Here is a 20,533-nt window from a genome sequence, read left to right on the forward strand (position 1 = left end):
AGCTTAGAAGAAATCTACTTCAATTAGATCAGCCAGCGTATCCCCATCTATTAATTCTTCAACCAATTGAATCTTGTTGATTTCAATATGAGGGTCGTTGGCAATGGTTGTTAATATGACCAACAGATTTTGTGACATCGCTTCAATCGTTGTTTTCTCAAATAAAATCGTACTGTATTCAAAGGCCACTTCTAACTTGTGTTGCAATTCGGTAACATACAACGTTAAATCGAATTTGGATACTCTCGTATTTGGAGCATAAGGCTTACAGGTTACTCCATCCATCTGAATCTCTGAAGCATCTGTATTCTGCAATACAAACATGGTGTCAAACAACGGATTCCGCCGAGCATCTTTGGTTATATTCACTTTCTCAATCAATTCTTCAAACGGATAATCCTGATTCTCATAAGCGTTCAACATATTTTCTTTCACTTCCAGCAGATACTCCGTGAATGTTTTATCCGCAGCAGGATTATTTCGAATAGCCAGTGTATTCACAAACATCCCCATGACCGGCTCCAGCTCAGCATGTGTCCTGCCTGCAATCGGTGCGCCTACAATGATATCTTCTTGTCCGCTGTATTTGGACAACAGAATGGTATAGGCGGCTAATAGAATCATATATAACGTTGTTCCTGTCCGTACTTCCATGTTCCTTAAGCCTGGAAGGATGTCTTCCTCCAAAACAATGTCCAATACATCTCCCGCATAGCTTAGGGTTTCAGGTCTTTCGTAGTCTGTTGGCAGATCCAATAGCGGGATACTTTCACCAAACACAGTAAGCCAATACTTCTCCTGCTTTTTCATCCGCTCACTATGAAGTTGCATTTGCTGCCATTCAGCATAGTCCTTATATTGAATTCGAAGAGGAGACAGCTCCTCTCCCTTATAGAACTGGCTAAGTTCAGTCATCAGAAGATGCACGGATAGTCCGTCTGCAATGATATGGTGGAGATCTACCAGCAATACATGACGCTCCTGCTGAAGTTCAATAAGTCCCACCCTCATAAGAGGTGCTTGCCCGAGATCAAATGTGCGAACAAACTGTTCAATTCGATCTTCTATCTCTTCTTCCGTTGACTCGATCAATTCAATTCCAAAGTTAACTTTAGGGTATACGATCTGTTTCGGTTCCCCGTGTATGACTTTGAATCCAGTCCGAAGCGATTCATGACGATGAATCAATTGTTGGAATGCTTCTTCCAATCTGATCCGATCAAGCGATCCTTCCAACATAAACATACCTGACATGTTGTACATGAGTTCCTTGCCAGCTTTGATGCTCATAATGTACATTCTCATTTGCGCTGAAGAAATAGGATAATATTCTTTTTCCTCCACTTGAGGAATGGACACTGATACTTCCTGTTCCATTTGTTCAATAGATTGAGCCATCTGTTCAATGGTCTGCCATTCAAAGACGTTTCTTACCGATATGTGGATATTCAGCTTTTGATTGATTTTGGCGGCCAGCTTGGTCGCACGTAAAGAGTTGCCTCCTACATCAAAAAAACTGTCTTTTACACTGATTTTTTTCACGGCAAGCACATCCTGCCAAATAGGCAGCAACTGTTTTTCCACCCCAGTTTGGGGTTCTATATATTCACTTCCCGTTTGTATGTTTTCTTCTGGACTCGGAAGCGATTTGCGATCGATTTTCCCGTTCGCTGTGAGAGGCATGTGATCCAATTGTATAAAGTAGGCTGGAACCATGTAATTCGGCAACACCTTAGAGAGGCTTTGTTTTAACTCTCCCACCGTCAGCGTGGAATCCGCTGTAAAGTATGCACATAATGATTTGTCCCCGTGATCATCCTCATGTGCAACGACGATAACTTCTTTCACACACTCTAGATCTAACAGTGCTGCTTCGACTTCTCCTACTTCGATCCGATATCCGCGAATTTTAATTTGGTGATCCATTCTTCCCAGATACTCGATATGGCCATCGGGAAGCCATCTCACCAAATCTCCCGTTTTGTACATTGTCGCTCCCTGGACAAACGGATCACGTACAAATTTTTCTGCTGTCAGCTCAGGTAAATTCAAGTATCCTCTACCTACCCCATCGCCAGAGATACATAATTCCCCTACGACGCCTACAGGCTGAACTTTTTCATGTTTGTTTAATACATATAGCCGGTTATTTCCTAATGTTCGTCCAATCGGTAGATGAGCTCGTTGATTCGCTGTATCCAAGTGTTCTGGAAGTACACGGTATGTCGCAACATCCACACAACATTCTGTTGGACCGTACACATTAATTATGGCTGGCGGCGTTATATGATTGAGAGCAAATAATGATGTGATTTCATTTACACTTTGCTGAGAAAGTGCTTCACCGCCAATGAGCATATATTTTAGCGATATGCCTTGAACGTTTTTTGCCTTCGAAAGCAATTTCAGGTGCGCAGGTGTTCCGTCCGTCAAATCAATTTGGTGGTGCTGATAACAATTCATTAAATCTTGTCCATCCAGTACCGTGTCCTTGTCTACAATAAACAAGGCATGTCCTGACAGTAGTGCGCCAAAAATCTGCTTCACAGATGCGTCGAAATAGTAAGGCGCAAGTAAAGCGACATGCAAACCGCTAAGCTGATCATCTATAACTTGACTGTACAACGCTTGAACCAAGTGATGAACCTGACGATGTTCGATCATTACACCTTTTGGCATGCCTGTTGTGCCTGAAGTGTAGATCATATAAGCCAACTGCTCGGAATTCCCTTCCGTTTCCAGATTCGACAGATTAGCTGCATAGGTTTCTTCATCGTCCAAATCAATCATTTTTCCATTAAACGATACCAACTGCTTCAAATGCTTTTGCGTGACTAACAACGTTGCCCCCGAATCATGTAGGATGTACCGGATACGCTCTTCAGGAGAATCCGGATCAATCGGTACATACGCCCCGCCTGCTTTTAGAATGCCAAAGATGCCAACGATCATCTCAATCGAACGATCTGTCAGAATACCTACAAATTGATCCTGCTGCACTCCCTCAGCTCTAAGCGTATATGCCAACTGATTCGCCCGTTCATTCAATTGACGATACGTCCATCGCTCATTTCCAAAACTAACAGCCAATTGATCAGGTGTCCGTTCCACCTGTGCTTCGAATAACTCCTGAATGGTCCGATCCCGGGAATATTCTATGTTGGTATCATTAAAGTCATATAAAAGAACGTCCTGCTCATGTTCAGACAGCATTTGAATATCGGACAAGGCAATATCAGGTTCGATCACAATGTCTCTGAGGATGTTGAACAGATGTGTTTTCATTCTGTCGATGGTATCCCGTTCAAACAGCTCCGTCTTGTAATTAAAGTGCATTTCCAGACACTCGTTATCATCCTCAACGATGAACATCAGATCATACAACGATACACCGACATTTAATTCTCTAACTTTAAAGCTGCAATCCTGTTCTTGCCGTTGATTCAACGCGGTATTTAAAAAGATATACATTGTATTAAAAAGTGCTGTCCCAGTGGTATCCCGATGTGTGTTTAATTTCTCTACAAGATTGTCAAAAAGATAGTCCTGGTTATCCAATGCATCCAGGGATTGTTTTTTAATTTCCTCGAGATAGGATCGAAACGACTTATTCCCCACCGGCTGTGATCGAATTGCTACCGTCTGGATAAAGACACCTATCATATTCTCAACATCCGGATGGTTTCTTCCTGATGTTGGTGTACCTACAATCATGTCTTCTTGATCCGTATATTGATGAAGCAGCACATTATACGCTGCCAATAACACCATAAACATCGTAGTTCCCGTTTGTTTCGCAAGCTTCTCCAGCGACTGCTTCAAGTGTGCGTCCAACACAAATGACAATCTAGAACCTGCCGAAGTCAAATGAGGTGTCCGAACAAAATCAGTAGGCAGATTAAGGTTCGGGAGTTCTCCTTTGAATTGATCTAGCCAATATTTTTCTTGCTGCTTATAAGACTCCCCCGCCAGAAATTCTTTCTGCCAAGCTGCAAAGTCTTTGTATTCAACCTCAATGTCCGACATGCTTCTTCCGTCATACGCATCAATCAATTCATTCGCAAGAATACCAACGGAATATCCGTCCGATATAATATGATGCATCTCAATGAGGATCTCTGCATGATCATCGTCTATACGAATGAATTCGGCACGTATTAACGGCGCTCTGGAGCAATCAAATGGTTTGGCAAACGTCTTAACATGTTGTTCGAATGAAGCAGAGCTTTCCTGAGATCGTTTCACTTCAAAATCAATCGTTGGCGCGATACGCTGGTAAAGCTCTCCATCCATCAGATGGAAACTGGTGCGAAAAGCTTCGTGACGGTGCACGATTTGTTCCAATGACGAAATCAATTTAGCTTCATCGATATTTCCTGTGACCGTAATATGGCCGCACATGTTCTGAAACACACTATTCGGCTCAAATTGATCCAGAAAGTAGATTCGCTGTTGTGCAGCTGACGTCTCATAGAACTCCTTCACGTCCAATGCCTTGATTGGAATGAATGTTTCCTCGTTCTCGCCTGTAATCAGACTGGCAAGCTCTTTCAGAAGTTGGTTTTGGAAGAATTGAACGATTGAAATTTTGTGTTGAAACTGCTCATGTACCTTGGATAGCATTACAGTCGCCTTGAGCGAGTTACCTCCGAGATCAAAAAAGTGATCATGTCTCCCCACTTGATCAAGGGATAATACGTCCTCCCAGATCAAAGCCAGCTTTTTCTCCACGTCATTGACTGGAGACTCGAATATGGCTGCATAATTAACGTGAGGAAGACGCTCCGTAACAAACCGATTATATATTTCCTGTAATTGGTCCTGTTGCTCGGATGAGAACAACGTCAAAGACGAGATTTCAGCCTCTGGATGACTCACCATTTTTTGCAGCAAACCCTTAAATCCTTCAGACCACAATTTCATCATCTCAGGTCCAATAAGCTTGGTATTATAATCAAAATCCAGGTACAATTCATGGCTAACATCCGTAATATTAAGAAATAAATCGTAAGAAATATGTTTGATCGGATACGACATGAATTCAGTCTTGATATTTTCAAATTGAAGATGATGAATCGTTCTGTCCATATTGAATAAAATCCGGGTATCCGGTGCAGTCATATGAGCAAGCTGTTCGGATACGAGGGTCAATGGAACATGCTGATGCTTCATGACTAGAGCCAGCGTTTCCTTGAGCTGAAGAACATGGTCTACAACGGATTGCTTCGTTAACAAGGCATGATGAACAGGTACAATGTTGACACAGTTGCCAATCAGCGCATTTTTTCGCATATGAGACTGACCCGCTGTAGGCACGCCGATGACAAGGTGAGACTGCCCTGTTAGTTGATGCAAATATAAATGAAACGCTGCAAACATCGTTACAAACAAACTGCTCTTATTATTTATACTTAACGTTCGCAAAGACTCTGTTAATTGATGATCCAACTTGATGGAATATCTTTCACCGTCATATCCCTTGGGCACATCATCGGAAGGTGCCGTTGGAAGTGTAATGTTGGGATAGGATAAGGAAAATTGTTCTTTCCAGAACTGGACTCCTTCGGTAAATGAGCCTTTTTCATGTTCAAGTCGTTGCCAGCTTAAATACTCACGGAATGGAGTGGCTTCAGGTAGTTGAACCGGAACTCCTCGGACCAGAGCAGAATAGGTATGTTCCAACTCTTGAATGAATACAGCAATCGACCAGCCATCTGCAACAATATGATGAAATGTCAGCACTATAAGGTATTGATCAGTTGCCTTTTTAAGCAAGGTGATTCTAAATAGAGGTTCCCCAGACTGTAAATCGAAGGCTTCATTTGCATCGGCAGATAACCAATTGGAAATTTCCCGTTCTTGATCCTCACCCGCATATGCCGAGAAATCTAACCATGTACATTGAAATTCCATTACGGATCTGATTTGTTGTGTTTCACGATCGGCATGAATGACTGTTCTCAGGGCCTCATGACGCTGTGCGATCTGATTCACGGCCTGATCCAGTGTGGAAGGCTTTATTCCACCTGACATTTTTAAAATAACACTCTGATTTAATGCAGCATTCGCATCTTCCCCATGTAATGAAGTTAACAATAATTGTTTTTGCTCTAAAGAGAGCGGATATTCCGAAACAGGCGATTCACCAGGGATAAACCCCCACTCGCGTAGTTCATGGATCGTCTCTTTCACGATTCTGATTATCGTATCCATGTCACCCATGGAATGCACAGTTGATATAAAACAGTTACGGCCTTCCCAAATATATAAACCTTTATAAATTAAATGGTAGAAGAATAATTCCATATCTCCAAATGATATAAATCGAAATAAAGATCCATAGTTCACCATTTGCATCGGTACATTCGCTGTTTTGAAAAACGCATTTAATTCTTTTACAAGATAATCTGTTTTTTCATTTAATTCCTTATATAAAGTTCCTGCTTCGGATTGAAGATACTGCAGTACCGTTAACATCACTCTCATCGTAAGAGGGTGTGTACAGAAGGTTCCACCGACAAACGTTTTTTTATCTGCATCGTAAGGGTAAGAATCATCACCAAAGTTCCAGGTTCCACCATCTACCGGATTCATAAATTCAGCTTTACCCGCGACTATACCAATAGGCAGCCCGCCACCGACCACTTTCCCATACGTAACCAAATCTGCTTGAACCCCAAACCAATCCTGTGCTCCACCCAGACCAATTCTAAATCCAGTGATGACTTCATCGAAAATAAGTGCAATGCCAAACTGTTTCGTGACCTCTCTAAGTTCCCGTAAGAATTGTGTTGGCTGCATATCAGGTCTTCGACTTTGCACCGGCTCTACAAGTACAGCAGCCAATTCATCACCCAGGTTCTGAATCATATCCAGGGATTGCGGATGGTTATAATTAAGAATAATCAAATCATCTATAGCGCTATTTACAATACCAGGAGCCATAGGCAGCGCAGACGATAAAGCATCCCCAGGATTCGCTACACCCAACACGCCATCATGTGTACCGTGGTAAGATCCTGAAAATAATACAACTTTGGAACGCCCCGTTGCTGCCCTCGCTAAACGAAGTGCAACCATAACAGCTTCTGTTCCTGAATTATAAAATGCGACACGCTCTACACCTGTCAACTCGGAAATTTTTGTTGCAACATCTCCTGCCAAATCTGACATAGGGCCCAATGGAGGCAATTGTTCCTGGAGGCTGTCTGCTATTACATTTTGAATAAAAGCTGGATTATGACCAAATAGATTTACACCAAATCCCATCGTCAGATCCAAATACTCATTCCCATCCAGATCCCATAACTTAGCTCCCTCTGCACGCGTTGAAATGATGGGATACACCATTTCCTTCCAATACGAGCGAAATCCAGATACATTGCGATTATTCGCATGAACCAAACGTGTTTGGCCTGTTTTTAATTTGGAGCCTTTGGTTCTTGCGGTATACTTTGTTACAAACTGTTCAACATACTGGTTCTGAAGCGGTGATAATCCGCTCTCTTCATGAATCTTCAACGATTGATACGGTATAAAAGGTTTAGCTTCCTTTGATTCCGAATTGGGTTGGATCTCTTTGGTTGGTTTGGTTTCATGATGTTTCATTTCCGGAAGCGGGGATTGAATTGTATTCACTTGCTCGCCTAAAAGCACATTCAAACTTTTTAATTGGGACTCCATGAGCTGAATGGCAGACATCACAATTTGTTCCGACACATTCCCTGATGATTTTGCCGTGTTTATATTGTTCACAGATGCCAGATTTCGTTGTTCAGTACGCTCCTGAACTGTTTGATTGTTTATATTTTCAGATACATCATGATGCTTTATATTCTCTGACACATATTTAACTAAGGAATCAATATTTGTAAGGGTTTCAAAAAACATTTCCATCGGGATATCCAAACGGAACAGCTCTGAGATCTCCTTCTGAATTTGCACAAGAATGATGGAATCCAATCCCATCTGGAGAAAATGAGCTTGATGATCCAACTCTTCCAACTTCAAACCAGATGCACGACTGATACTTGTTTTAATCTTTAATTCAATATCGTTTGTATTCATCTCCATTTGAACCTCATTCCTCTCTGATCTATGTCCCGCTGGTATCGTATGTTTGACTTCAATCCAACACCGCTTCTGCTCAAATGGATATAGAGGTAATGGAATTTTCCGAATGACTTCATGATTATAAAACCTTTCCCAATCAATCACTGCCCCCAGTGTAAATAACTGACCGAGTTCATTTAAAGCTTCTGCCTTTTCCTGAACATAGAGATGATCGCTAACAAGCGTTTTGTCTTTTTTGGCATAACCAAAATAAACATTTGGCAGTTTACCCTCTCCGCTTGCAATTCGTTTCAATTTTTCATGTAAATCTTGTGTACTCGTGACTACGATGGCAAGCCGATAATCCAGATTAGCCCTTCCCGTACTGGTTGTATAACAGATTTGTTGAATGGAAACATCCGTGTGATCGGTTAGATATTCATGATACGTTCTGACCAATTCATCCAGCGCCCGTTCCGTGGCAGCAGACAGAACAAATAGATTAGGCTCTTGGGACATTCTTTTATCTACGGTTGGGGAAGGAACATATTCTTCGAGAACCACATGTGCATTGGTACCACTGAAACCAAAAGAACTAACCCCGCATCGTAATGGACCCTCTTTTTCACCAAAAGCCATTAATTCCTGATTCACATAAAAAGGTGAAGCTTCAAACTTAAGCAGGGGATTAGGCTTGTCAAAGTGAACCAATGGCGGAATCTTTCTATGTTGAAACATAAGAATAGATTTAATTAATCCAGCGATCCCCGCCGCTTCAAAACCATGTCCAATGTTAGCTTTGGCAGATCCGATTGCACAAAATTGTTTCCGATCCGTATATTTCTCAAAAGCTTTACGCAATGCATTGAACTCAACCGGATCACCTAATTTTGTCCCTGTTCCATGTGCTTCAATAAAGTTAAGCGTATCAGGAGAAATGCCGGCTTCTTTCCATGCCTGTTCGATCACATTGGTCTGAGACTCCGGGTTAGGTGCTGTGATTCCTACCGTCTTGCCATCCTGATTAATCGCACTTCCCTTAATCACACCATGGATATGATCCCCGTCCTTAATCGCTTGCTGCATTGGCTTCAACATGACCGACCCAACACCTTCGCCAAATCCCGTGCCGTTGGCATCTTCGCTAAACGTTCTCGTCAATGCATCTGGAGATTCCATATCCAGTCCGATACTTATCGGTAATAATGCCGTTCGAATGCCTCCTGCGATTGCCATTTCACAGTCTCCAGCGAGCAATCCTTTACATGCCATGTGAACAGCAACAAGTGAGGAGGAACAAGCGGTATCAATCGTTAAGGCCGGGCCTTTTAAATTCATGAAATATGCAATTCTGCTCGCCAGTACAGATGGTAAATTTCCAATGATATAATTTTTGAGTTCTGCGGGGTAACTCGCCGTCACGAGCCGTTCGTAATCATACCCAACTTTGGAATACCCCACGTACACGCCCACATTTCTTCCATTGATTCCTTCCCCTGCATACCCAGCATCTTCAATCGTATGCCATGCCGTTTGCAAGAACATCCTTTGATTCGGGTCCATAAATTGTGCAGTTTTTGGGGTTATGCCAAAGAAAGAATAGTCGAATTGATCAATCTGATCCAAGTAACCACCCTTGATCCATTGAACTTCGCTCATTGCACTTCGCATGGATTGTATATAATCCGCTGCGTCTTTTATCCGACTTTCCGGGTAGTCCCGAATGTTATGCGTTCCATTTTCCAAAACACGCCAAAAATCGCTTGCATTTGATGCACCAGGGAGATTCAAAGACATACCGATAATAGCAATATCTTTGGATGGCGTATGATCCTCTTGAGTTTTGTTGACTTGAATGGTCTCGCTGTAGCCTCTAGCCAGATATGCTGCCAATTCAGTTATCGAGGGATAGGTAAAGAGGTCCGTAACAGCAAGCTCTTCTCCGTATTTTTGTTCTATACGTTCAGCGATTTGGGCCAGCTGTAATGAAGTTGCACCCATATCAAAATAGCTATCCTCAAGTTCAACCTTTTTCCCAACCAGCACTTCAGAAAATAGTGAAGTTAATTCACGTTCTATGACTCGAACCGAAACAGCAGCCTTTCCCTTTGCCTTGTCATTGTCATTCTTGATCCAGTCATGGATGAATGCAGATTCTGTTGAGAATTTGCCTGCTTCATACTGCTTGGCTAACTGATACCGCTGGATTTTCCCACTTGTTGTTTTGGGTAATTTCTTGATGGGCAGTACCTCTTTGACACTCCATCCCCCATGTTTATATAGATGTCTTTTGATTTCTTTAACAAGCGGCAGGAAGTGTTCGATCTTTTTTTTGTACACGACAAACACAATTATTTCTTCACTTTGACTATTCGAATCATACACACCACAAGCAGCAACTCTTCCGAGTTCAATATCATCTAATTGTATGGCGACACGTTCAATGTCATGGGGATATACATTTTTACCATTGATAAAGATAATGTCTTTTTCCCGCCCTGTTACAACCAGTTTTCCGTTCATGATAAAACCCAGATCTCCTGTATTCACCCATCCGTCGTGCGTTAATAACTTCTCCGTTGCTAGTGAATTATTATAATAACCTTGGGTGACGTTATCCCCCTTGATTTGAATTTTTCCAATAACCAAATCGGGAACACTGTTCATTTCCTCATCGCAAATTCTAACATGGCAATAATCAATTGCTTCGCCAACGGCAACAAATGATGCTACATGTTCAGCATGTTTCTCGACTTCGATGACACGCTCCCCCAAGTTCAGATGATCCCGGTGAACGTACACCGCAGTAAATTCTTCTTCTACCTTGGGAAAGGAGACGGCAACAGAGGCCTCTGCTAATCCATATACGGTAAACATGGCTGTTTTCTTTAAGTGATATGCTGACAATACATTTAGGAATTCATCACACACTTCGGGTAATATAGGTTCCGCCCCATTATAAATGACTCTGACAGATGACAGATCCCATCCCTCCGCTTTGTCTTCGCGAAAGAAATTCAGGAAGTATTTATAACCAAAGTTAGGAGAAGACAGTATGGTTGCTTTGTGTTCATTTACTTTTTTCATCCATAGAATCGGTTTGCGAATAAATAATTCCGTTGGGAGCAAGTACTGATGAATTCCTGCCACGAGGGGTACGAGATGAAATCCAATCAAACCCATATCATGGGTAAGGGGCATCCAGGAGAGAAAACTATCGTTTGAACTAATTTGTGTGCCATTAATAGCAGCACAAGTATTATAAATCAGGTTTCGATGGGTGAGCATCACGCCTTTGGGATCACCGGTTGATCCAGAAGAAAATTGAATAAATGCCAAGTCATCAGACTGAGGTTCAACTATATTATTAATAGATTCATAATGATATATGGTGTCTTGGATCAGATCCGTTCTGACTTCTAATTGATGATGGAAATCAAGCATGTCATGTTCCAAAACAAATCTCTTCATTTTATCCAGCACCTTCTCAGATGCAATCATGAAAGGGTTATTTAGCAAATTCCAAATACGGCATACTTTCAAGTTTTGTTCTTCATCTTCACCAATACTTACAGGGATAGGGATCATTCCACCGAGTATACAAGCCCAGAATGCGACTAAAAACCGTTTGTTTTCTTGAATCTGAAAAATAATCTCTTGTTTAGGTTTAATTCCGATGGCTTGTAGATAACCTAAATACCCTTGTGCCTCAGTAAATAATTGATGATAAGATATAAAAGTTTCACGTTTGTCCGCATCGATAAAACGAATACCGCGGTCCGTTATTTTACCTCTGTCGCGGATAATATCCACTAGTGTTTGAAACTGATTAGTATACATATCTCTCCTCCAAATGAATCATCTCTAACATGCTTATCTAATTATTTACACATATTTCAAGCAAAATTTTACCATAGAAATATATGTAAAATCAATCAGTTTATTGTTACTATATGGTAAAAAATAGAGATTGATTTGTGAGTTATTGACATATTTATTACCAAATATCTGAAACTTCAACAAGTTCAGATGCATTAAAAGACAAAAAGACTACCTTATAAAAAGGCAGTCTGTCGCTGTAATATAGATCTTGCAAAAGAACAGATCGGGTACTAGATTGCATCAATCAACGCGGTTCCATCCAATGGAATTTTTTTTGCAATAATAATGGAATGACATACCTGTAGAGCATCATTTATCTCTTCTTCACTAAGTTCACATTCATTGTTGTTTACTTGTTCCTTTGCCCGTTGTAATTGGTGAAATAATGGCTCAACCGTTTTGGCATATGATATCGAATCTGGGTTATAATTCCGTGAAATGAGTGCCGTTACTATTAGTTCTGATAACAACTTTTTAAGAATCGTTAACCGTTTATTTTTCCTTTCTTGTGTATTTGTAAGCATTAGTAAATCGGAAGGCTGACTTAGCGAGTACGGTACAATACGCTTCGTTATTTTACTCATAAGACTAACTAACACATGTTTAGAGCCCAACTCTACAACTTCAGTGACTCCCTGTTTAATCAAATAGTTCATCGACTCTAACCATCTTACAGGCATCGTCATCTGCATGGTTAAATAATCCACGACAGATCGATCAGACTCATAGGGTGCTGCTGTAACGTTGGAAATAACCGGGTATTTTGCATGGGCATATTGATATTGATCCAATTCAACTTTGAATTGTTCTGCTGCGGTTTGCATCATGGGAGAATGATAGGGACCACTTACATTGATATACGAATGTTTCGTTCTCAGGGCTTCTGTCCTTTTAATAATTTCTTGTATAGAGTGCCGATGTCCCGAAATGACAAACTGCTGGTCAGCGTTCACACAAGCCACACAGGCAGGACGTTCTTTTGTTGAAACTTCTTCGCATATGTTTTGAAGTGTATCTAAATGAATACCTGAAATGGCGGCCATGGTACCTTTCTGATCCGGGTCTGCATTGTGCATAATGATCCCTCGTTGTCTTACCAGTTTAATGGCATCATGAAATGATAGAACACCTGCGCAGACCAGAGCCGAATATTCTCCCAAACTATGCCCAGCCAAATAAGCGGGTTCCATCCCTATTTCTTGCATATACACCTGATTTGCTATGACACTAACAGTCAAAAGTGCAGGCTGAGCATTCATCGTCATTGTCAAATCAGCCATGCTACCTTCAAAACATAGCTTTCTCAAATCGAAAGAAATGGCATCACTAGCTTCTTCAAATAACTTCTTAGCCACATCAAAGTTATTCCAAAAGTCTCTCCCCATCCCAACCATCTGAGAACCTTGTCCAGGAAACAACAGAGCTACATTACTCATCCAGCATCCTCCATGTATCTACTTTATATTTCATGCACTTCGACAACCATAAACCAATAAATTCCTTGTTTGCAAATTTATAATAAACTTTCATTAGAAGTTATGCAATAACAAAGTCAAAAGGAGGGGCATCTATTTCTATGAACGGAAAAAAATTCGTCATTCTTTTTTGGCTCCCTGTTGGCCGCTATATTGGAACATTTAGTGCTGTTCTTTACTGGATCTTGTCTGTAGTCTGAGTACTATGCAAATAGACACCTCCATTGAGGAGATGCCTGTTTTGTTCTAATCTGATCATTCAAGACTCGCGATTCCCCTTATCCTCAGAGAAAAGGATTCCTCTTTATTTCAGATCCGATTTTTTCGCTCGCTTCGTTCTCTGTATCACTCAACATCTGATCTGAAGATCGCACAGTTGAATAATCGTCCTGTAATACAATTACATACATCCCCTTACCTGGAATCCTAACTTGGCATACAGAATTTTCTTTGTTCATGGTGATCAGCTGCTCCATTAAGTCTGATGCCGTTATAACTTCTTTCATCCAAATCCCCTCACCTTTCTACGGATTTACACCTACTGCGAACGGACGTGCCCCCACCGGAATAGTAGCAATCACCGTATTTGTTTCGCCATCGATCACAGAAATGGTATTGTCATCTTGATTGCTTATATAAACTCGATTAGTTAACGGATTGGCGCCCGCTCCGTTTGGATTATTCCCGACCGGAACAGTAGTAATCACGGTATTTGTTAATCCACTAATTACTGAAACATTATCCGTGTCTCGATTGGGTACGTAAATGGCGTTTGTGGAGGTATTAACCGCTACTTCAGCTGGCGTAACGCCGACCGGAATGGTATCAATGACGGTATTCGTCAATCCATCAATAACGGAAACCGTATTACTGGTTAAATTCGATACATAAATACGGTTGGTGGCTAGATTGACACCTACACGGAATGGATTGACCTGAACGGGGATTGTAGCAATCACCGTATTCGTTTCTCCATCGACCACAGACACCGTATCAGAATTAAAATTAGCTGCATAGATGCGATTGGTTAAGGAATTGACACCTACTCCAGTTAAAAAATTGAGCCCCGGAATAGTGATCGCATCAATCACCGTGTTAGTTAATCCATCAATGACGGTTATATCTTCAGTTGTGTCCAATGAATTAAAATTTGCCGTATAAATAGCATTGGTCGCTATATCGACCCCTACGTCACTTGGCTCGCTCCCAACCGGAACAGAAGCAATCACTGCGTTGGTTATACTATTAATGACGGAAATGGTATTACTGCTTCTGTTTGCAACATAAATACGACTCGTTAATGGATTGACATCAATCCCTGCAGGATTCGTCCCCACAGGAATGGTAGCAATCACCGTATTCGTAGCGCCATTAATGACGGAAACATCGTTACTATTAAAATTGGCTACATATATGCGGTTGACTGACGTATTATCCCCCTCTATTTCAAGTTCGGAAGAAACTAATCGATGTGCAGCAACAAGCTGGCCGGTTTCATTTTTGCCCCACACGGAAATCTCTGTCTGCTCTATAGCTACACCTTCAACTGTAAAGACAAATTCAAATGCATCAAGATTGGCAAAATAAGTTCTTGTCACTACCTGATCCGGATCAATTGAAATCTGCTCGCTGACATATAAAGTCCTCGTAGAGGTCAGATTATACCCTTGTATCAAAACAACGGATCCATCCAGAGAATTCCTGTTATCAATTTTAACGGTAACTTGTTGTGTTGGCCGTACATCACTGACGGCATTATTCTCGATAGGTCCGGTTGATAGAATGGCCATTTCGATTCTCTCCTTCACTTAGATGTTATGGTTTGATTAGAATCCTTTTGTAAAAATATAAATTGATCTGTTTAAACCAAAAAAAGACCCTGCAATAATATATGCAGGGTCTAAAATAAGGTTTGGGACAAAGGGTGTACATATTAACCGTTTTGATCTCTCTCACCTTGTCTTCTTTATCAAGTGATCAATCCATACTTCACAAAACTATGATACAATCCATCTTCCTCGACTGTTCCAGTAATATCATCTGCAATGGCTTTCAGACCTGGCTTTGCATTACCCATGGCAATTCCGATGTTACAAAATTCCAACATCTCAGCATCATTCATGCCATCACCGATGGCAAATGTATCTTCTTGGGACATGCCCAGATGCTTCAGCAGATCGGCGATCGCAATGGCTTTATGAATGCCAGGGATCATCAGTTCACCACTCCCTTCACCAAAGATCGGCACAGTGCACTGAATGACTTCGAATTTCCCTTCAAACTCTTGCTTGATCCGCTCAAACGGGATGGCTGAGCTCTCCAAGAAACATACTTTGTTCACATCATCCTTGTACAGGTCGGCCTCACCATACGTTAATCCGGCAATAAACGGGTGCGGCTTTAGCTCCTTCTTCTCTCTGGCTACAGGGTCATTCTCCACATCACCATAGATACGGCGTTCCAGGTGAGGTTGAAGATTGCTACTCGCATACAATGCCGAATTGGATTCAAGGTAGAAGTCAATGCCATTTTCATTAAAGAAATCGACCATATGTCGAACATCTTCCGCTGTTACCCTTTTGTGATATAACACGTCCTTGCCAAACTCCACATAACCCCCACCTGCACCAATCAGACCATCGAATCCGACATCCCAGATGGAATCATAAATTTCTGCTTTGGATCGGCCAGTACATAAATAGAGCAGATGTCCGTTCTCTCTGGCCTGTTTACAAGCCTTCTGTGCTGACAACGGAATGTTTCCATCATCGTCGACCAATGTGCCATCAATATCAATAAAAACAATTTTTCGCTTCGTTTCGTTCATCTGCCTAGCCCCCATCATGTATCTCGTATATGTCTATGTTGTTGTATACAAGAGTTATAGTATCATCAATCAATTTTTCCAAAATGTGGTCAGAATTTCGGTTCTGTTACAATGGTCACTTACATGCCAACTTGTCCATATGTACGGTTTGCCAGTCATCATCCTGCTCAGCAATAACCGTAAACCCTTGGCGTTTCCAAAAATCTACGGCTCCTGCCAAGAAGCGATGTGTATGCAAATACAGCGTCGTATAGTGCATATCCTTTACCACGTTCTCCAGTTCGTTCATCAACATCGAACCAATGCCAAACCTACGATACGCGGGATCTACATAACATTTTACTATTTCTGCAGCCGATCGAGCTGCATATCGACCTTCCACAGCTTCGATACGTCCATCATATGGTAATATCCCAATAGAACCGACGATCCCCGCATCCTCCATCATTGCAACAAGAAAGATCGAACCATCGGAGTCCAGATAATGTTCTCTGAACTGCTCGAAGTCTACAGGCAATTTCGTATGATCCATCATCGGAAACACTTCTCTGCGTACACGCATGGCAAAATCAATGGCATCATGAATCTGGTGTGACTGAACTGGTGTGACTGTCGGTATACTCTGAAGTTGTGTCAATAAAACCACATTCCTTATCCTCTGTATTAGGAGCTACCTCTCGGCCCTGCCTTAAATCTTGTTCATGCCAAAGCGGCTCTCTTCCTACCATCTTACCGAATTTATCCCTTCCTATCAATCTATCTACACTACTATCCAAATTGCAAGAGTGCCCGCGCAGTCTGATAGAGTTCGCATACGATAAGGCGTGTCACAAATCATATTGGAGGGATAAACGCTCATGTGGTTATGGTTAGGTGTTTTTGCTTTCATTTTGCTAGTAATCGGGTTCGTGTATCGTTATCTGGACCAACTTGCCGAGAGCAAGTTTCATCCTCACGCTCCCAAGCAGCTCTTCGTCAAATTTAAGGAAGGTACAACCGAGGATGAGATGCACACCCTTCACAAAAAAGGGAGATGTAAGGTCGCTGAGACCTATGAAGATTTAGGATGGTACCGTGTGGAATCCCGCAAAAAAATGCACAGAATTCTGAAACATTACAAAGATCATGAGCTTATTGAACATGCAGAGCCGAATTACCTCGTTGAGGCATCCTTCACTCCCAATGACCCTTTCTTTCCTTATCAGTATAACCTGTCCAAAATCAATGCACCCGCTGCATGGGATATTTCGCAGAGTAACAGCTCTGTCAAAATCGCCATTATCGATACCGGCGTACAGCTGAATCATCCAGAATTGGCCTCCAAGCTCCTCCCCGGTTATGATTATGTTGATTATGATAACATCCCTGAGGACGGGAACGGCCACGGCACCCATGTAGCCGGGATCGCTGCCTCCGTTACAAACAATGGAGTGGGTATCGCAGGCGCTGCACCACTCGCATCCATCGTTCCGCTCCGGGTGCTGGATAACAACGGGCAAGGAACGATAGGTAATGTCGGTAACGGGCTTGTCTTTGCTGCCAATAACGGTGTACAGGTTGTTAACCTGAGCCTTGGTGGGCCGATGGGAAATGCTTTCCTTCAAGCTGCCGTACAGTATGCTTGGAATCGAGGAGCTGTGATTATTGCTGCAGCCGGTAACGACAACACTTCATTCCCAATCGTACCCGCCTCGTATCCCAACGTGATTGCTGTCGCTTCAACCAATCCCTCCGATCTCAAATCCAATTTCTCCAACTATGGCTCTTGGGTGGATATGGCCGCACCGGGTGATACCATTCTATCCACATACCTGGGTGGTTCCTATGCCTACCTTAGCGGTACGTCCATGGCTGCCCCTCATGTGGCTGGAGTAGCTGCACTTCTTGCTGCACAAGGAAAAACAAATGCTCAGATTCGGGATGCGCTGTGTTTCGCTTCTGATCCGGTATCAGGCTCCGGGATCTACTGGACATATGGTCGACTGAATGCTTATCAGAGCTTGCAGGTGCCATAATACACCTACTATCGCTCATGATTGCACACATGGCATATCCTTTCCATTTTTACACAAATAAAAAAACGAAGGGGCATCTGTAAGTAAGATGCTCCTTCGTTTGGTTAAAAAGTATTCGATGTTACACTTTTGCTGCCCAAAGCTCTATTTCAATTTTAATCTCTGGGAGACCTAACGCCGTAATATATCCAATCGTCATTGCAGGATAATCCGTACTAAATAATTGTCCCCACTCGGCATATAAGAAATCCCAATCGATTTCCTCGGTTGCCCATACGTTCACTTTGATAATATGTGCAGCATCTAAGCGCTCAGATTCGAGCACTGTTTTAATATTATTAAATGTATTAGTGACTTGCTCATTCAGACTCTCTGGAAAGAGTCCATTATGATCTGCTCCAATTTGACCCGAAGTCACAAATAACTCTGCATTCCTCGGGATTCTTGTAATATGCGTGTACTGACCTACAGGAGCTGGCATATTTTCTGGATTTGTTCTAGTAATTTTGTCAATATTCATCTGGATTACCTCATCATTCTTAAGATTTTTCTGCGTTATTCCCTAGTTTTCCTCCGATTTTGGGCAGACTTCACCCTTGGAATAGATTCTAGAAAAAGACAGCAGTGGAGTATCCATATCCCGAAGATATAAACGCAAGTGATTTTTTCTTCATGAGTGGATGCTCCTCCCTTCTTAAGTGACAAGATTCTCTTAATTTTTCTATTATATCTGAAAGCCACATCATGGGTCAAATTCATCACCTCATAAACAAAGAGCAATCCCGTAATAACGAGACTGCTCTTTGTTTATTCTATAGCGTTGGACACCTTGTATCAGAAATATTGTGCGCCATTACTCGCAATGACATCTTGGTACCAGTGAAAACTCTTCTTTTTCACTCTGCGAAGTGTACCCGTACCATCATTATTTCGGTCTACATAGATATAGCCATAACGTTTCTTCATCTCTCCGGTACCCGCACTGACCAGGTCAATCGGTCCCCAGCTTGTGTAACCTATGAGCTCTACACCGTCTTGAATCGCTTCAGCCATCTCGGCAAAATGACTATTCAAATATTCGATGCGATAGTCATCTTCTACGGAGTCATTGTCTAACAACACATCGGTTGCTCCAAGTCCATTTTCTACGATAAACAAAGGTTTGCCATAGCGGTCATGCAGTTGATTAAGCGTAATTCGAAGCCCCTTAGGATCAATGGTCCACCCCCACTCGGAAGCTTGCAGATAAGGGTTCTTCACCGAACCAAATACATTGCCTTCTGTCGAATCTTTCAAAATCTCAGGGTCTGTACTGGTGCACCGGCTTGCATAATAGCTAAAACCGATATAATCGACCGTGTTCTGCATCAAGATATCTGCGTCTTCCGGTTGCATGTCAATCCGAATGTCATTTTCCCTGAAAAATCTTTTCGTATAACCTGGATATGCTCCCTTCGACTGCACGTCGATGAAGAAGAATGACTCGCGATCTTTCTCCATGGCTTTCCATACATCATCCGGATTAGAGCTGTATGGATACACCATTCCAGCGGCTAACATACATCCAATCTGTGCATCCGGAATGATCTCATGACAAGCCTTAACAGCAAGTGCACTCGCTACCAATTCATGATGTGCTGCCTGATACAGAACCTGATCTTTGTTTTCACCATCCTGAAGGACAATTCCCGCTCCAATATACGGAAGATGCAGCAACATGTTGATCTCGTTAAACGTCATCCAGTATTTCACTTTATTCTTATATCGATTGAATAGCGTCGTCGCATATTTCTCAAAGAAACCGATCATCTTGCGGTTCTTCCACCCGCCGTAAGTTTCGACCAGATGTACAGGTACATCGAAATGGCAGATCGTCACGACAGGTTCAATGTTGTATTTTAATAACTCATCAAAGACATCATCATAAAATTGCAAGCCTGCTTCGTTTGGCTCCGCTTCATCGCCATTAGGGAAAATCCGTGCCCAGGCTATGGAAAGCCTGAGGCACTTAAATCCCATTTCTGCAAATAACGCAATATCTTCCTTATATCGATGATAGAAGTCAATGGCTTCATGTGAAGGATAGAATTCCCCTGTTTTTGGTTCATATGAATCCAGATTACCCAGAGCAATATTCCATCGATTAGCACCAATCGGAATCAGATCTACCGTTGTTAAACCTTTGCCACCTTCCAGATAAGCACCTTCCAATTGATTCGCTGCGGTTGCTCCTCCCCAGAGAAAATTCTCCGGGAAGGCTGTAAACTTTTCATTCATTGAGG

General features: G+C 42.0%; 9 protein-coding genes. 1 reads left to right on the top strand and 8 read right to left on the bottom strand.

Annotated elements, in window-relative coordinates; genetic code table 11:
- Positions 1-3: 3 nt before the first annotated feature.
- From C161_RS22070 to C161_RS22095, 6 genes are all read right to left on the bottom strand, one after another.
- Positions 4-11,892 carry a non-ribosomal peptide synthetase gene (locus tag C161_RS22070; RefSeq protein WP_036672789.1) on the bottom strand — a complete coding sequence of 3,963 codons (11,889 nt, stop codon included), beginning with the start codon at positions 11,890-11,892 and terminating at the stop codon, positions 4-6.
- A gap of 272 nt (positions 11,893-12,164) precedes the next feature.
- Positions 12,165-13,370, bottom strand: coding sequence for an ACP S-malonyltransferase (fabD, locus tag C161_RS22075; RefSeq protein ID WP_036672790.1), 1,206 nt, complete (start codon positions 13,368-13,370; stop codon positions 12,165-12,167).
- Between the two features lie 323 nt (positions 13,371-13,693).
- A complete protein-coding gene (locus C161_RS22080; RefSeq protein ID WP_036672792.1) occupies positions 13,694-13,915 on the bottom strand; it encodes a hypothetical protein in 222 nt (73 codons plus the stop codon).
- A gap of 18 nt (positions 13,916-13,933) precedes the next feature.
- Positions 13,934-15,199: a YncE family protein gene (locus C161_RS22085; RefSeq protein WP_036672794.1), complete on the bottom strand. Its 1,266-nt coding sequence runs from the start codon at positions 15,197-15,199 to the stop codon at positions 13,934-13,936.
- 179 nt (positions 15,200-15,378) lie between these two features.
- Positions 15,379-16,236: a Cof-type HAD-IIB family hydrolase gene (locus C161_RS22090; protein WP_036613500.1), complete on the bottom strand. Its 858-nt coding sequence runs from the start codon at positions 16,234-16,236 to the stop codon at positions 15,379-15,381.
- A 115-nt stretch (positions 16,237-16,351) separates the two neighbouring features.
- Complete coding sequence (locus tag C161_RS22095) at positions 16,352-16,873, bottom strand: GNAT family N-acetyltransferase (RefSeq protein WP_036672937.1); 522 nt, start codon at positions 16,871-16,873, stop codon at positions 16,352-16,354.
- Between the two features lie 220 nt (positions 16,874-17,093).
- On the opposite strand from C161_RS22095, the gene C161_RS22100 reads away from it, so the two are divergent.
- A complete protein-coding gene (locus tag C161_RS22100; RefSeq protein WP_036672796.1) occupies positions 17,094-18,251 on the top strand; it encodes a S8 family peptidase in 1,158 nt (385 codons plus the stop codon).
- Positions 18,252-18,372: 121 nt separating this feature from the next.
- Here the strand turns inward: C161_RS22100 and C161_RS22105 are convergent, their stop codons facing one another.
- Positions 18,373-18,771 carry a RidA family protein gene (locus C161_RS22105; protein ID WP_036672797.1) on the bottom strand — a complete coding sequence of 133 codons (399 nt, stop codon included), beginning with the start codon at positions 18,769-18,771 and terminating at the stop codon, positions 18,373-18,375.
- A 314-nt stretch (positions 18,772-19,085) separates the two neighbouring features.
- Positions 19,086-20,528: a 6-phospho-beta-glucosidase gene (locus C161_RS22110; protein WP_036672799.1), complete on the bottom strand. Its 1,443-nt coding sequence runs from the start codon at positions 20,526-20,528 to the stop codon at positions 19,086-19,088.
- Positions 20,529-20,533 lie beyond the last annotated feature (5 nt).

The sequence above is a fragment of the Paenibacillus sp. FSL R5-192 genome (assembly GCF_000517845.1).
GTDB classification, from domain to species: domain Bacteria; phylum Bacillota; class Bacilli; order Paenibacillales; family Paenibacillaceae; genus Paenibacillus; species Paenibacillus amylolyticus.

Excerpts from the sequence above, each read along its gene's own strand:
- C161_RS22085 (WP_036672794.1), bottom strand. The coding sequence starts at position 15,199 with ATGGCCATTCTATCAACCGGACCTATCGAGAATAATGCCGTCAGTGAT.
- fabD (WP_036672790.1), bottom strand. The coding sequence starts at position 13,370 with ATGAGTAATGTAGCTCTGTTGTTTCCTGGACAAGGTTCTCAGATGGTT.
- C161_RS22080 (WP_036672792.1), bottom strand. The coding sequence starts at position 13,915 with ATGAAAGAAGTTATAACGGCATCAGACTTAATGGAGCAGCTGATCACC.
- C161_RS22105 (WP_036672797.1), bottom strand. The coding sequence starts at position 18,771 with ATGAATATTGACAAAATTACTAGAACAAATCCAGAAAATATGCCAGCT.
- C161_RS22110 (WP_036672799.1), bottom strand. The coding sequence starts at position 20,528 with ATGAATGAAAAGTTTACAGCCTTCCCGGAGAATTTTCTCTGGGGAGGA.
- C161_RS22090 (WP_036613500.1), bottom strand. The coding sequence starts at position 16,236 with ATGAACGAAACGAAGCGAAAAATTGTTTTTATTGATATTGATGGCACA.
- C161_RS22070 (WP_036672789.1), bottom strand. The coding sequence starts at position 11,892 with ATGTATACTAATCAGTTTCAAACACTAGTGGATATTATCCGCGACAGA.
- C161_RS22100 (WP_036672796.1), top strand. The coding sequence starts at position 17,094 with ATGTGGTTATGGTTAGGTGTTTTTGCTTTCATTTTGCTAGTAATCGGG.